Origin of the sequence: Yoonia sp. GPGPB17 (genome assembly GCF_037892195.1) — a bacterium.
Lineage (GTDB): Bacteria > Pseudomonadota > Alphaproteobacteria > Rhodobacterales > Rhodobacteraceae > Yoonia.
Genome location: NZ_JATACI010000002.1, coordinates 995,292 through 1,010,241, shown reverse-complemented (window position 1 = coordinate 1,010,241; position 14,950 = coordinate 995,292). Strand labels below are relative to the sequence as shown.

At 56.2% G+C, this 14,950-nt stretch carries 10 protein-coding genes and 3 pseudogenes; 6 read left to right on the top strand and 7 right to left on the bottom strand.

The window, feature by feature from the left end:
• Positions 1-17 precede the first annotated feature (17 nt).
• From QTO30_RS05445 to QTO30_RS05415, 7 genes and pseudogenes are all read right to left on the bottom strand, one after another.
• Positions 18-2,090 carry an ABC transporter ATP-binding protein gene (locus tag QTO30_RS05445; RefSeq protein ID WP_340423031.1) on the bottom strand — a complete coding sequence of 691 codons (2,073 nt, stop codon included), beginning with the start codon at positions 2,088-2,090 and terminating at the stop codon, positions 18-20.
• Between the two features lie 3 nt (positions 2,091-2,093).
• Positions 2,094-3,539, bottom strand: a complete 1,446-nt coding sequence (locus QTO30_RS05440; RefSeq protein WP_340423030.1) for an ABC transporter permease — start codon at positions 3,537-3,539, stop codon at positions 2,094-2,096.
• Positions 3,540-3,554: 15 nt separating this feature from the next.
• A pseudogene (locus QTO30_RS05435) lies at positions 3,555-4,603 on the bottom strand (ABC transporter permease).
• Positions 4,604-4,737: 134 nt separating this feature from the next.
• Positions 4,738-6,397: pseudogene (locus QTO30_RS05430) on the bottom strand (ABC transporter substrate-binding protein).
• A 229-nt stretch (positions 6,398-6,626) separates the two neighbouring features.
• Positions 6,627-7,442 carry a helix-turn-helix transcriptional regulator gene (locus tag QTO30_RS05425; RefSeq protein ID WP_340423029.1) on the bottom strand — a complete coding sequence of 272 codons (816 nt, stop codon included), beginning with the start codon at positions 7,440-7,442 and terminating at the stop codon, positions 6,627-6,629.
• Positions 7,443-7,495: 53 nt separating this feature from the next.
• Complete coding sequence (miaA, locus tag QTO30_RS05420; protein ID WP_340423027.1) at positions 7,496-8,410, bottom strand: tRNA (adenosine(37)-N6)-dimethylallyltransferase MiaA; 915 nt, start codon at positions 8,408-8,410, stop codon at positions 7,496-7,498.
• A gap of 26 nt (positions 8,411-8,436) precedes the next feature.
• The gene (locus QTO30_RS05415; RefSeq protein ID WP_340423026.1) at positions 8,437-9,051 is read right to left on the bottom strand and encodes a hypothetical protein; all 615 of its coding nucleotides are present in this window, start codon (positions 9,049-9,051) and stop codon (positions 8,437-8,439) included.
• Positions 9,052-9,243: 192 nt separating this feature from the next.
• Between QTO30_RS05415 and pyrH the strand changes: the two genes are divergently transcribed.
• The 6 genes and pseudogenes from pyrH to rseP all read left to right on the top strand — a co-directional run bounded on the left by pyrH (position 9,244) and on the right by rseP (position 14,791).
• Positions 9,244-9,969, top strand: coding sequence for a UMP kinase (gene pyrH, locus QTO30_RS05410; RefSeq protein ID WP_340423024.1), 726 nt, complete (start codon positions 9,244-9,246; stop codon positions 9,967-9,969).
• A 201-nt stretch (positions 9,970-10,170) separates the two neighbouring features.
• The gene (frr, locus tag QTO30_RS05405; protein WP_340423022.1) at positions 10,171-10,734 is read left to right on the top strand and encodes a ribosome recycling factor; all 564 of its coding nucleotides are present in this window, start codon (positions 10,171-10,173) and stop codon (positions 10,732-10,734) included.
• A gap of 21 nt (positions 10,735-10,755) precedes the next feature.
• On the top strand, positions 10,756-11,481 hold the full coding sequence (uppS, locus tag QTO30_RS05400) for a polyprenyl diphosphate synthase (RefSeq protein WP_340423020.1): 726 nt from the start codon (positions 10,756-10,758) through the stop codon (positions 11,479-11,481).
• 2 nt (positions 11,482-11,483) lie between these two features.
• Positions 11,484-12,286, top strand: a pseudogene (locus tag QTO30_RS05395) (phosphatidate cytidylyltransferase).
• Positions 12,283-13,452, top strand: coding sequence for a 1-deoxy-D-xylulose-5-phosphate reductoisomerase (gene dxr, locus QTO30_RS05390; protein WP_340423019.1), 1,170 nt, complete (start codon positions 12,283-12,285; stop codon positions 13,450-13,452). Before QTO30_RS05395 ends, dxr begins: the two are co-directional and overlap by 4 nt.
• Before the next feature lie 4 nt (positions 13,453-13,456).
• Positions 13,457-14,791, top strand: a complete 1,335-nt coding sequence (gene rseP, locus QTO30_RS05385) for an RIP metalloprotease RseP (protein WP_340425874.1) — start codon at positions 13,457-13,459, stop codon at positions 14,789-14,791.
• Positions 14,792-14,950: the final 159 nt, after the last annotated feature.

The following is a 14,950-nucleotide window of genomic DNA, read 5'->3' as shown; positions in this document are numbered from 1 at the left end:
GGCGATAGGTTGAAATGCTATTCCGCCGCGATCTGGATGACAGGTTCCATATTCGCCAAGTCCGCATCGCTCAGGTGGCATTTGATCTGATGACCTTCGGCCAACTGTCGCACCGGCGGGACATGTGTCTCGCACAGACCACCTTCAACCTTCGACTTCCAGTTGCAGCGCGTCTGGAACGGGCAACCGCTGGGCGGGTTCATGGCCGATGGGATATCGCCCTCAAGCACGATATGTTTTTTCTCAACGCTTGTGTCCGCGATGGGCACGGCAGAAAGAAGCGCTTCTGTGTAGGGGTGGTAAGGGGGCGAGAAGACTTGATCGGTGCTGCCCAATTCAACCACATGACCCAAGTACATGACCATGACGCGATCTGACAGATAGCGCACGATGGACAGGTCATGGCTGATGAACAATAGCGTCGTTTTATGTTCGCGCTGGATTTCCATTAGCAGATCGGTGACCGCCGCCTGCACCGACACATCAAGGGCCGAGACAGGTTCATCGGCCACAACGATCCGCGCATCCCCTGCAAAAGCGCGCGCGATGCCGACCCGTTGCTTCTGGCCACCCGAGAGCTGGCGCGGCATCCGGTCCGCGAAGGCGCGTGGCAGCTTGACCAGATCAAGCAGGTTGAGCATGCGTTCCCGCCGCTCATTGTCATTGGCGCCGATGCCAAAGATTTCGAGCGCGCGCATGATCTGGCGCCCCACCGTCATTGAGGGGTTGAGCGTATCAAACGGATTTTGGAACACCATCTGGATGTCGGCGACTGTCTTGGTGTCGCGACTTTCGATGGCCGTATCCCCAATGGCTTTGTTGTCGAGCAGGATGTCGCCTTCGGTCGCCGTTTCCAGCCCCATCAGGACCTTGGCGAAGGTGGATTTGCCACAGCCGGATCTGCCCACAATCGCCAGCGTTTCGCTTTCACGCGCTTCAAAGCTAAGGGTTTCGTTGGCCTTCACCACTTTGGTATCGCCACCACCAAACAGCGCATTGGCTGCAACCTCGTAGTATTTCTTGAGGTTATCCATTTTCAGAACAACCTGTCCCGGTTCAGGCTTTTCAGTCTGCGCGCCCACATCAATCGGCGCCTGCCAGTCGATGTCCTTGAACTTCAGACAACGTGACTGATGGCGATCGTTGCCGGGCACAGCTTCCATCGGGATAAAGCCGGCATCGCAGCGCCCTGCCTCGAAGTAGTCGCAGCGGGGGCCGAAGTTGCACCCCTGTGGCCGCTCATGCGGCAAAGGGAAGTTGCCCGGGATCGCCACCAAAGGCCGTGCGTTTTTGTCGGCACCGGGTAGCGGGATCGAGCGGAAGAGTGCCTGTGTGTAAGGATGCTGCATTTCATCGAAGACGTCTTCGATGCTGCCGCGTTCCACCGCTTCGCCGGAATACATCACGCAGATGCGGTCGCAGGTTTCCAGCACGAGCCCAAGGTTGTGGCTGATGAACAGCATTGAGGTGCCGTATTTTTTGCCGAGATCTTTGACCAGTTCTACAACCGCTGCTTCAACAGTCACGTCGAGCGCGGTTGTTGGTTCATCAAGGATCAATAGCGACGGTTTTGACATCAGCGCCATCGCGATCACGATCCGCTGCTGCTGACCACCCGAGAGCTGGTGCGGATAGCTTTGCAGCATCCGTTCCGGGTCTGGCAGCTTTACGTCGGTGACGACCTCCAGCGCCCGCGCGTAGGCCTCTTTTTCGCCAACACCTTCGTGGATCATCGGCACTTCCATTAGTTGTTTGCCGATCTTCATAGCCGGGTTCAGGGACGCCATGGGCTCCTGATAGATCATCGCGATTTCAGAACCGCGGATATCGCGCAGCTCCTCTGGCGTCATCTCGCACAAATCACGGCCTTTAAACTTGATGGAGCCGCCAACAATGCGGCCATTCACGCCAAGGTCCTGCATAACTCCGAGTGCTACCGTGGATTTGCCACAACCGGATCTGCCCACAAGGCCGAGCGCCTCACCGGGCATAACGGTGGCCGAAAAATCCATCACGGCTGGGATTTCGCGCAGGCGTGTGAAGAAGGAAATCGAAAGCTTGTCGATCTCAAGGATGGGTTGTTCAGTCATGGATTAGTCCTTCAAGCTTTCTTCACGCAGACCATCGGCCAAGAGGTTGAGACCCAGAACGAGGCTCAACAATGCAGCCGCCGGTGGCAGGGCAGGGTGTGCGAAAATCAACAAGAGCTTACGCCCCTCGTTGATGGTTGACCCCCAGTCGGGGCTTTCTGAAGACAGACCCAAGCCAAAAAAGCCCAAGGTACCCAAAAGAATGGTCGTATAGCCAATTCGCAGGCAGAAATCGACGATTAGCGGGCCACGTGCGTTGGGCAGGATTTCCCACAGCATGATGTACCATGCGCCTTCACCACGTGTCTGGGCGGCAGCGACATAGTCACGTGTGCGCAGATCCAACGTCAGGCCACGGACGATACGGAACACCGTAGGGGCGTTCACGAAGACGACCGAGACGAAGACCACCAGGATCGAGATATCAAAGAGGTCCATCCATGCAGGTAGGAAGTCGATGACTGTGCCTTTCTGGTTGATGATCGACAGGTAGAGCCAGCCAAGGATACCCAACACAGGCACAAGGATCGCTGTCCGCTTGGCCGGTTGCGTGTAGTAGCGCGAGTTCAGCAGCACGCCAAAGAAGATCAGCGGGAAGACGAACAGGAAAGCGGCCATGTAGGATGGAATACCCGTCAGCACGATTTCCGGTGTAACCAGCAGGTAGAACAGCAGGATCACCGGGAAGGCGAGGATCAGGTTGGCGATGAAGGACAGGAAAGTGTCCAGCTTGCCGCCATAAAAGCCCGCGGGTAGACCTAGTGTGATCCCGACCATGAAAGCAAAGATCGTTGCGAGCGGCGCGATCGCGATCACGAAGACAGAGCCTTGGACAACGCGGCTGAAGATATCACGCGCGAGGTTGTCACCGCCCAGTAGGTAATGCGGGATCAGGCCTTCGGTACCCTCGGGCACGGGCACGCCCGGCCCTTTGTTTTTCAGTCCAGACACCTGGGTCAAGTAGTCATGGGTCGCAATCATATCGAAGAGACCGACAAAGACAGAGGTAAACACCCAGAACATGACAAGGCCAAAGCCGATCATGCCGACCGTGCTGTCAAAGAGTTTCCCGTAAAGACCCAGCTTGCGCTTGTAGATGATCGAAACCGTGTAGAGTGCAATCAGCGAGACCCAGACCGGCAGGAACCGTTTTGAGATTTCGCCCACGATCCCCGCGGACCCATAAGGCATCACTTGGGGGATCACGATATAGGCGACCACAATCGCTAAGACGCCCAAGAAGGTATATTTCACGCCCGTTTCTGCCAGCCCCAAAGGACCAGTGGTTGCGGCAATCGTACCGTCAGGGTTGGACTGCAGGGTTTGTGCAGGGGCAAAGAACCCCAAAATGAGCTGTGCGACAATCGCGATGGCCAGTAAGGCCAAGAGCACCATAAGCACAGGGTTGAGGATGGTGCCGAGGCTGCCTGTCCATGTAAGAGCTTCCATGTCCTGATCCTCCCTTTAAGAAATGCGAATGCGTGGGTTCAGGAACACATAGCCGATGTCAGATATCAGCTGTGTGATCAGGACCACGAAGACGGAAACGATGGACACACCCAGCAGCAGCTCGATGTCGTTATTGCCAGCAGCCTGCACCAGCACCCAGCCAAAGCCCTTGTAGTTGAACAAGGTCTCAACAATGACAACGCCGTTCAAGAGCCACGGGAATTGCAGCATGATCACCGTGAAGGGGGCGATCAAAGCGTTGCGCAGGGCGTGTTTGAGCACGATCTTGGGGAAGCTCACGCCTTTCAGGCGGGCGGTGCGGATGTACTGTGCCGTCATGACCTCGGTCATCGACGCGCGCGTCATGCGGGCGATATAGCCCATGCCGTAAAGGGCGATGGTTATGACGGGGAGAAAGAAGTTCTCGAACGTCGCATCATCCATGGCCCCGGTTGCTGTGCCTTTAAACCACTGCATTCCGAAGGTGGCGGTCGCAAAGACCGAGATGAAGACGACACCGGAGACGTATTCAGGCGTCGCAGTCGAGACGATAGAAACTGTCGACAGGCTGCGGTCGGTCCGTGACCCTTCGCGCATGCTTAAGCCAGCACGCCGATGATCAGCGCGCCGGGGACCATCACCATCATCACCCAGAACATCAGTTTACCTGTCAGGCCAAGGCGGGTGGCGATGATACTGCCGACCTCATCTTTAAAGACGGTTGAATAGCCCCAATCACCTTGCAGAATGCCACAGAAACTCGCGGCGTCCTCTAACGGTTGTCCGGGTTCCTGGCATCTTGCGCGAACTTCACCATCAGAGCCTTCAATGACATAGCCCGGCAAAACGCCCAGCCATTGGCCATATTTAATGGGCAAGGCTTGGCTATAGCCGCGGTTGTCCAACCAGCTGACCACAGCTTCGTCCGACATGCGGGCGTTGCCTTGGGTCTTGGCGAGTTTTTCTAGGTTTGGTGCAAGGTTCGTTAGCCAGAACACAATAAATGTCAGGCATAATGCCGTGAGGAGCATGACCCCAAGGCGGCGCAGAATAAACAATCCCATAAAGGTAAGAGCCCCTGTTGGTGAGCAGCGTCAGGACGTTGCCTGACTATACGTTATATTGCGGCACCGGTGTTCCGGTGATCAGCAAAAATTAGAAAAAAAGGCCGCCCAAGTATGGACGGCCTTTTGTTGTATTAGGCTGCGAATGCGACCTTATACATCTGTGGCAGGTAAGCGATGTGCATGTCCCAACCCACGATGCCCGGCTTGGCGTGGCGATAGAGCGAACGCCAGTATGGCTGGATCGTCACACCTTCGTCGGTCATGATCGCCTGCAGCTTGGCCATCACTTCGCGGCGTGCATCTGCATCCGCGATGGAGTTGGCTTCGGCCAGCAGCGCATCAAACTCTGCATTCGCAAAGCCGCTTTCGTTCCAAGCTTCGCCAGAACGGTACGCCAGACCAAGGATCTGGGTATCAAGCGGGCGGTGGTTCCAGTTGGTGGACGAGAACGGATACTTCGTCCAGTCGTTCCAGAAGGTCGAACCGGGAATGATTGTCCGCTTGATGTTGAAGCTTGGCGTCACGCAACTGGGCGGCAACTGCGTCAGTCGTGTTTTTGCGCCAGTCGTCATCGATAGACACGATTTCCATCTCAAAGTCAGCCATGCCAGCCTCTGTCAGCAAAGCAAGGGCGCCCTCCGGATCGTATGGCATACCGGGAACATCTGCCCATGCAGGGTGCATTGGACCAACGTGCTGGTTCCGCGCGACCTGACCAAGGTTGGAATACCCCAACTCAAGGCAAACGGCATTGTCGACGGCCATTGCAATCGCTTGGCGGACACGCTTGTCCGCATAAGGCTGCATACCATCCACTTCGGCCAATTGGTTCGGGCGGATCACAATAGTCGCAGCAGAGGCGATCTCGGAACGTTCCCAGCCGATGCTTTCAACAACTTCGACAAAGTCACCAACGGTTTCATAAAACATGTCAACTTCGTCAGCCGCCGCCGCAGCCACCCATGCGGATGGGTCTGTACCGTAGTCGATGTATTCGATCCGGTCGAGGAATGCGCCTTTGCCTTCGGCATAGCCCCACCATTCAAACCCTTCGTTGCGAACCAGCACGCCTTTGACGCCGACTTCCAGGCTCTCAGGCAAGTAAGGGCCTGTACCAACCGGGTTGCCGGTCATATTCTCGGCGTCAAAGTCAGCAGGCACAATGGCCGCAGGATAGTCTGCCATACCTGCGATCAGTGAGATGTCAGACCCCGGCAGGTTCAGCCGCACGGTCAGGTCATCAACCACTTCGATCCCGCCTTCGACAGCCGTTCCCGTGGCTTCGTCGATCAGGATCGCAAAACGGCCAGCCATGGAATTGCCTTCCATGTTCTTGTCACACCAGCCTTCGATGTTGCGGGCTACGTCAGCAGCGGTGAAATCATCGCCATTGTTCCATTTCACGCCCGGGCGCACGTTCAGTGTATACTGCGTCGCGTCATCGTTTACTTCCCAGCTGGACAGTAGCATCGGCGTGAATGAGCCGTCATTGTTATACTCAACAAGGTACTCCAGCCACCCATGCGAGAAGAACGCGATCTGTGTCCAGTCATAGGTGCGCGGGTCTTTGAGTGCGCGCACTTCCATTTGCATGCGGATCGTGCCGCCTTGCTGCGCGTGTCCAGCGGCCTGCGCCGGTTGTGCAGCGCCGATCAACCCATAAGCCGCTGTCGCTGTCACACCGAGTGCGGTTGTACGGGCAAGGAATTCGCGACGGTCAATTTTGCCCGCCTTGGCTTCCTCAGCATACATCAACGCTGCCGGGTGGATTGGTTTTTGTGAGTGCGTCATTCGTTTCTCCCTGTGACACATTTCTTTTTGCAGGTGTCATGTGCCGTTGATCGTCCGTCAACTGGCACCATCCCCTGTGCGCGGGCCATTCGGCACAATTTTTGGGCATAGGTCAACCGGACGTTTCACAATTCGGATGACAATTGCGACACATTCATGGGCTGAAAGCGACATATCGGCACACCGCTTTCAAAGCGCTTTGGTGCTGCGCTGCAGCAAATATGGCGGGTCAACGCCGCGCCAAACCAGTCCCTTTTTGTCTGAAATCCCTTGGTGCCTGACCAGATTTTTCCTGAAAACTGCGGGTAAAATATGCCGGTGAGCCAAAGCCAAGATGTTGGGCTATGTCCTGAATGGGGATTTGGGTGTCCTGCAACATCGTGCAGGCTTCGAAATAGACGCGATCATTCAACAAAGACAGGGCAGAGCGCCCGCAGGTCTTGCGGCAGCTCCGCGTCAGATGGGTTGGTGTCACGCCAAGGGCTGCGGCATAGCTGGCAACGCTCCGGTCGGAACGGACGTCTTGTGCGATCATATTCGTGTATTTGGCCACCAATCGCGCCGCTGCCGTTTTGCGCCGCGCATCAACCTGTGCCGGGTCACGATTTTCCAATTGCCGTTCGACAAAGATACTCAGCAACCCAAAGTGGCAATTCGCCGCGCGCAGATCGCCGTTGGGCTGCAGTTCGCGTTCTATTGCCTCGATCAGGGTGACCAGTTCCTTTTGTGGATCGACATCAAGCAGGCGCAGGTGGAAAGGCGCCTCCGGCCAACCGGACACATCGGGCAGGGTCAGGGTTTGACCAAAGACAGTTGGGCCCACTTCGATCCCGTACATCGTGTGGGGTGGGACATAAATCAGGTTGTTTGGGCCATAACCGTTTGTCAGCCCGGCAACCGTGATGCGGCCTTGGCCCTTGGTGATATGGATCAAGCGTCCGCTGGCATGGCTGCGCATCGCCTCGGTCCGCCAGCGCGCGGTAGGTCCGCCAAAACTGATTGTTGCCAGCGCGAGGGCCGGTTCTTGCGTGCTCATCATGTTCATCAACGTGCCTCAATGTTGATTTTTGACAAGTAGAAGAAGAAATCCTTTTGGATTCAATATCCTGCCGGATCGTCGAAGCGGAGTGTTGCAGATAAGTCAGCGCTATCTGCGGCGATATGATGCCAATCCTTGTGTCGGGCACGGAACCATGTGCGTTGACGTTTGGCATATTGGCGCGACGCGATGATGGCCGCCTCGCGGGCCTCTGGAAGGGTGAGTTCGCCCTTGAGATGGGCAATCAGTTCCGGCGCGCCAATGGCTTTGGAAGACAGATGGGCCGGGTTCCAGCGCGGCAGCATTGCGCGCGCTTCTTCCAGGGCGCCTTGCTCCAGCATCACATCAAAACGGTGCGCAATCCGCGTGTTCAGCCAGTCTTTGGGCGCATCAAGTGTAATGCAGGTCGCGTCATGTGGCGCAAGCAAGGGTGGGGGCGTTGCATCCTGCCAGGCGGCCAAGCTCTTGCCGGTAGTTTGCAGAACTTCCCAGGCCCGTTGTACCCGCATCCGATTTTGCTGGTCGAGACGACTGGCGGTTTCTGCATCCAGCGCGCCAAGCAGGTCTGGCAGGCTCAGCGCGTTTCCGGCAGTACGAAAACTGTCTGGTGTGGGCGGGATCTCTGCCAGCCCTTGTGTAAGCGCGCTGAAATTCAAACCGGTGCCGCCCACGATGATGGGACGCGCGGGGCCCGTCAGGTAGGGTGTCACATCACGCAACCACTGCCCGACCGAATAGTTGGCATGAAACGGGACATGTCCGTAAAGCGCGTGATCTGCGGCTGCCAGATCGTCATCATCGGGACGCGCGGTCAGGATGTGCCAGCCATCAAAGACCTGTAGCGCATCCGCATTCACGATCACCCCGCCCTGGGTCTGCGCGATATGCAGAGCCAAAGCGGATTTTCCCGATGCCGTAGGCCCAGCGATCAGTACGGGGCGATCACCCGCGATCCGAACAGGATCAGTGGCCATCACTGGTGCAAAAGATGTTTGGCGGATCAGCGAGACACCGAGAACGCACCGTCATCAAACACCGGTCCTCCATCCATGATGATGTCTGCATCGCCTGCGATGTCATCGGCATCGCCGTTTGTGTCAAGGAAATTGCCCCCAAGCGTGATGGTGGTGTTGTAGCCCGTGCCATCGTCAACAAGAACGCCTTCCAGATCCATGTTGAAGTGATGTCCATTGGCATCAGCGCTGAAATCGGGGTTGAAGTTCCCTGTGCCGAACAATGTTCCATCGACCACTTCGTCGTTGCTTTTGATAAAATTGCCCGCACGTCCGTCGATGCCTGTCGTGTCAAAGTCCACCTCAAGCTGTAACTGGCCGATCATGACAGGGCCGGATGATTCCTGCTGCGCGACGATGGCACCATTGTAGATGGCGCTACCGCTCTCTGCTTCGAGGGTCGCCGTCTCTGATCTGTCCGCGAGGTTTTGCAGATCGCCGTCCTCATCAACATTTAAGTCCACGTCGGCGCTAAACGCATTACTGATATCTGCAAAGTTGGTGTAGGTCGTGTCGAATGCGAAAGGTTCGCTTGCCTCGTCACAACCGGCCAGTCCGATTGCGCTGATAAGAAGAACAGAGGTCTTTGTCGCGATGTGCATAAGGTTGATCCTTTGATTGGTGACTGCCGAAAAAATGCCCGGTTTGTACATAATCTTATACCTGCCCGGAACATAGGGCGGGGCGTTCATGGGGGTCAACGCCGGACGCCATTTTTATGGTCGATGTAGCATTGAAACTATCGCGATTTTCCGACAGGTTGCCGCGCAATCAAACTGACATAGGGGTGCGCCATGAGCGAGACTGAGAAAACGGCATATAAACGTGTAATGCTCAAGATCTCGGGTGAGGCGCTGATGGGCGATACCTCCTTTGGTTTACACCCGCCAACAGTGCAACGTGTCGCCAAAGAGGTGAAGTCGGTTCATGATCTGGGCGTTGAAATCTGCATGGTCATCGGCGGTGGCAACATCTTTCGCGGATTGCAGGGGTCAGCCCAGGGGATGGAGCGGACAACCGCCGACTACATGGGGATGTTGGCGACGGTGATGAATGCGCTGGCGATGCAGTCCGCGCTTGAGGAGTTGGGCATCCATACCCGCGTCATTTCGGCCATCACGATGAACGAAGTGGCAGAGCCTTACATCCGGCGTCGCGCCGTGCGCCACTTGGAGAAGAAACGGGTGTGTATCTTTGCGGCAGGCACTGGCAATCCGTATTTTACCACCGATACAGCTGCAACCCTGCGGGCGAGTGAGATGAACTGCGAGGCGATATTCAAGGGCACCAAGGTTGATGGGGTCTACGATAAAGACCCCGCAAAACATGAAGATGCAGTGCGATACGACAAGGTGTCTTACGATGAGGTGCTGCAAAAGCACCTCGGCGTGATGGACGCAAGCGCCATTGCCCTGGCCCGTGACAATGACCTACCCATCATCGTATTCTCTTTGGATGAACCGGGCGGCTTCCAGGGTATACTGGTAGACGAGGGTACATATACGATCGTGAAGGATTGATCGGAGCGGCTGTGCCGCGTTCTATTTGTGCGAATGAGGGGTGCGGCCCCTCATACACCCCGAAGTCTTCTGAGCATGAGAAGGGGACGTGCACGAAAACTGCACAAACAGGTCAGGTTTGCCCGTCTATACAAGCCGGTCTCTTTGGCCTAAAACGGTGAAAACCATGGGCAAAACCCCGCGAGGAAGAGCAAGAAGAACATGTCTGACGATTTTGAACTTGATACCGACGATCTGACCCGCCGTATGGAAGGCGCCATTGCCAATCTGCGCGTTGAGCTTGCCTCACTGCGCACCGGTCGTGCCTCGGGGTCGATGCTGGAACCTGTGATGGTGGATGCCTATGGAACGATGACACCGATCAATCAGGTCGGTACGGTGAATGTGCCTGAACCGCGGATGGTGACGATCAATGTTTGGGACAAAGGTCTTGTCGGAAAGGTCGAAAAAGCCATTCGTGAGAGCGGCTTGGGGATCAATCCTCAATTGAACGGTACAATTATTATGTTGCCGATCCCGGAACTGAATGAAGAACGGCGCCGCGAGCTTGGCAAGGTCGCCGGGCAGTATGGTGAAAGCGCGCGTATCTCAATCCGCAATCTGCGCCGTGACGGCATGGATCAGATCAAGAAAGCCAAGGCGGACGGTCTGTCCGAAGACGACCAGAAGTTCTGGGAAGGTGCGGTGCAAGAGGTGACTGACGCCCACATCAAGATCGTTGATGAGACGATCGACAGTAAACAAGCCGAGATCATGCAGGTCTAAGCCAAGCAGGAAGGGGCGCCAATGCCCAAGGACGCAGACGCCAGGGCCACGCCGACCCATGTCGCCATTATTATGGATGGCAATGGACGTTGGGCGCAGCAACGCGGACGCCCGCGTTTGTTTGGCCATCACGCTGGGGCGCGGCGCGTGCGTGATGTTTTGGAATCCTGCCCGGCGTTGGGTGTGAAGTACCTGACGATCTTTGCTTTCTCGACCGAGAACTGGAAACGCACCCAGTCAGAAGTGGCCGGGCTAATGAGTTTGTTTCGCAAATACCTTGAACGAGAAGCGAACGAGCTTTTCGATAAAGGCGTTTGCGTCCGGTTTATTGGTGATCGTATCCGGCTGGATGATAAGCTGGTAACGCTGATGGATGAGTTGGAATTGCGGACGGCAGGCAATGATCGTGTTCATCTGACTGTCGCGCTCAACTACGGTGGCCGCGATGAAGTAACCCGCGCGGCCAAGCGTTTGGCCTATGAGGTGGAGCAGGGGCGTCTGAGCCACGAAGATGTTGATGCGGAAACGCTTGCCGGTTTTTTGGACACGCATGTGCTGCCCGACCCTGATCTGGTGATCCGCACCAGCGGCGAGGCGCGGATCTCGAATTTCCTGCTTTGGCAATCTGCCTATGCAGAATACGAATTTGTTGATACACTTTGGCCTGATTTTACTGCAGAAGAGTTTGCAAAAATCCTACAAAGCTATGGAAGCCGCGACCGGCGTTTCGGTGCGGTACGAGCCTGACCATGCCGACCTCTGCGCCACAACCTGCCAAATGGGATGATCTCACTGTGCGCCTGATCTCAAGCGCGTTCATGGTCTGCATCGGTGCAATCGGTGTGATCTTGGGCGGCGTTTGGTTTCAGATGCTGGTGGTCTTTGTCACCGCTGTCATGGTTTGGGAATTGTGGATGATGATCCGCCCCGACGAGCCGACCAAAGGCATGCTGCTGGCGGCTTTGGTGGCCTCGGTTATGTCAGGACAACTGGCAGAAGGTAGCCTGTGGGGCATGCTGTTGTTTTTGGTCGTCCCTGTGATCGGGGTTACGCAATTGAAGACCGAGATTAAGACGTTCTTTGTCTTTGCGTTGGGCATTCAGTTGGCGGGCTGGGGGTTGGTCCATTTCCGGATTGACTATGGGTTTTTTTGGCTGTTGTGGCTCATGTCAGTTGTCATTGTCACCGACATATTTGGCTATTTTGCAGGCAAGGCCATCGGTGGTCCAAAGTTCTGGCCAAAAATCAGCCCCAAAAAACCTGGAGCGGCACGGTTGCCGGGTGGATCGGCGCCGCATTGATTGGCTTCATCTTCACGCTGTTCACGGACGCCAGCGTCTGGATTATTTTGATTTCCATGGTGCTGAGCTTTGCTGGCCAGATGGGCGACATCGCGGAGAGCGCCCTGAAACGGCGGATGGGGGTCAAGGACAGCTCGACCCTGATCCCTGGGCATGGAGGCCTGTTTGATCGCTTTGATGCGCTGTTGGGGGCATCATTGTTCCTGATTTTGGTCGCTGATATCTTTGATGTACCCGGGGTCGTTTGGTGAGGCGGATATCTGTGTTCGGGGCGACAGGGTCTGTGGGGCAAAGCGCCCTTGATCTGGTCGCGCGTGATGCGGGCGCATATGATGTGGTCGCGCTGACCGGGGGGCGCAATGTAGCGCAATTGGCTGCAGATGCGCGGCGGCTGAATGCGGATGTGGCGGTGACATGCTATCCTGAATGCTACAATGATCTGAAAGATTTGCTGGCAGATACTGATGTCGATGTGGCAGCGGGACCAGACGCCATTGCGCAAGTTGCGGCGCGCCCAGTGGATTGGGCTTTGTCAGCGATTGTGGGTGCCGCCGGGCTTGTGCCAGGGCTGGAGGCTTTGTCGCACGGCACGACGCTTGCACTGGCCAACAAGGAATCGTTGGTGACCGCCGGTCCACTGTTGTTGGGCCGCGCCAAAGCGCATGGTGCGACTGTTCTACCTGTCGATAGTGAGCATTCGGCGGTATTCCAGGCGCTTGTGGGTGAGCATATGGCCGCGGTTGAGCGCGTGATCATCACCGCCAGCGGTGGTGCGTTCCGCGACTGGCCGATTGAGAAACTGGCGACAGCGACGTTGGCCGAGGCCTCTAGCCATCCGAACTGGGATATGGGTCAGCGGATCACGATTGACAGTGCATCTATGTTCAATAAAGCAATGGAGCTTATTGAAACAAAAGAATTCTTTAATGTTCCATCAGATATGATCGAGGTGCTGTTGCACCGGGAAAGCCTGATCCATGCGATGGTTGGTTTCAACGATGGGGCGCTGATGGCCCATGTCGGCCCACCGGATATGCGCCATGCGATCGGCTATGCGCTGCATTGGCCTGAGCGCAAGGCGCTACCTGTCGAACGGCTGGATCTTGCAAAGATCGGGAGCCTGACATTTGAGGCACCCGATGACGCACGCTATCCCGCGCTCGGTATCGCCAAGCGTGTGATGGATGAGGGCGGTTTGTCGGGCGCGGTTTTTAACGCCGCCAAGGAACGCGCCCTGGATGGGTTTATCGCTGGTGATATCAGATTTTTAGATATGTCGCGGGTGGTTTCAATGACACTCGACAAAATGTCATCGCAAGGTGGGCTGCAAAACGCGCCAATCACCCTAGATAACGTGATAGAAACTGACAGGCTGGCGCGTGTTTACGCCGCTGAAACCTTTGGCCAATTGGGATAACGCTTTGGATGTAATGCAGTTTGTGCCGATGTTCGGCAATTTCGCCTTTGTGATCGTGGCCTTTGTGGTGGCATTGTCGGTGATCGTGGCGATTCATGAATATGGGCACTACATTGTTGGGCGCTGGTGCGGGATCCATGCAGATGTTTTCTCGCTGGGGTTTGGACCGGTGATTTACAGTCGGGTCGACAAACGCGGGACCAAATGGCAGATCGCGGCATTGCCTCTGGGCGGATACGTTAAGTTCATGGGCGATGCGAACGCGGCTAGCGTCGGTGCAGATGGCACCGTCTCTCAGGTTGATATGCGCCGCACGATGCTCGGTGCTCCACTGTGGGCGCGTACGGCGACTGTGGCTGCGGGACCGATCTTTAACTTTGTGCTGGCGATAGCGATCTTTGCGGGTTCGATCATGTATCAGGGTCAATCGGCAAATCCGCTGACCTTTGGCGAACCACGCCCATTACCTGCCAGCTATGCTTCTGACTTGCGTCAGGGCGATGTGATGGTTGCGGTCGAAGGGGTGTCATTCGACAATCCGGACCGGGAAGGCGCGATTTCTGATTTTATCCCGGTGCGGGAGAGGTTGGATTACACCGTGTTGCGCGGTGAGCAAGAGCTGACAATTGATGGCCCGTATTACTTCCCCGCTGCTGTGGCGAGCGTCAGTCCACGCTCGGCGGCGGATGATGCCGGTATCAAGATCAACGATGTGATTACCGGGATCAATGGTGAGCCCGTTTTTGCATTCACCCAGGTGCAAGAGATCGTGTTGGCCGCGGATGGCGCGCCGTTGACGTTCGAAATCTGGCGCGACGGCGAAACACTGAACAAGACAATCGCGCCGCGCCGCGCGGATTTGCCGACCCCTGAGGGTGGTTTCGAAACCCGCTGGCTGATTGGGATCACGGGAACAATTTTCTTTGAAGAGGAAACGGTCAGCGTGGGCGTGCTTGAGGCCACGCGTATGGGGGCGGAGGGGCTGTGGAACACGGTCACAACATCGCTATCTGCAATGCAACACATCTTGTTTGGCCAGATATCGACCTGCAATCTTTCTGGCCCCGTGGGCATCGCAGAAACCAGCGGGTCGATGGCCGAACAGGGCGCACAAAGCTTTATCTGGTTCATCGGGGCGCTGTCGGCGGCGGTTGGGTTGATCAATCTGTTCCCGATCCCGGTTTTGGACGGCGGTCATCTGGTGTTCTACGCTTACGAGGCCATCACGCGTCGCAAGCCCAGTGACCGTGCGGTGCAGGTCTTTATGTTTGTGGGCCTGTCCTTGATCTTGTCTTTAATGATGTTCACGATCCTGAACGACACGATCCTGTGCCCGTAAAAGTAAGATCACGTCGCGGGTAAAATACCCCTTTTGGCGTTTTGACATCCCCGAGCATTGTCGCTACTCAAATGATCAACGGTGGTATAAGCACGGGCGGTCAAAATGAAGACAGGTGTGGGGCGCGCTTTCGCGCGATGTGTAGCAACAGTTCGGTCC

Bases quoted from the DNA above. Each gene is read 5' to 3' on its own strand.
- QTO30_RS05445 (WP_340423031.1), bottom strand. From the start codon at position 2,090: ATGACTGAACAACCCATCCTTGAGATCGACAAGCTTTCGATTTCCTTC.
- QTO30_RS05440 (WP_340423030.1), bottom strand. From the start codon at position 3,539: ATGGAAGCTCTTACATGGACAGGCAGCCTCGGCACCATCCTCAACCCT.
- QTO30_RS05425 (WP_340423029.1), bottom strand. From the start codon at position 7,442: ATGAACATGATGAGCACGCAAGAACCGGCCCTCGCGCTGGCAACAATC.
- miaA (WP_340423027.1), bottom strand. From the start codon at position 8,410: ATGGCCACTGATCCTGTTCGGATCGCGGGTGATCGCCCCGTACTGATC.
- QTO30_RS05415 (WP_340423026.1), bottom strand. From the start codon at position 9,051: ATGCACATCGCGACAAAGACCTCTGTTCTTCTTATCAGCGCAATCGGA.
- pyrH (WP_340423024.1), top strand. From the start codon at position 9,244: ATGAGCGAGACTGAGAAAACGGCATATAAACGTGTAATGCTCAAGATC.
- frr (WP_340423022.1), top strand. From the start codon at position 10,171: ATGTCTGACGATTTTGAACTTGATACCGACGATCTGACCCGCCGTATG.
- uppS (WP_340423020.1), top strand. From the start codon at position 10,756: ATGCCCAAGGACGCAGACGCCAGGGCCACGCCGACCCATGTCGCCATT.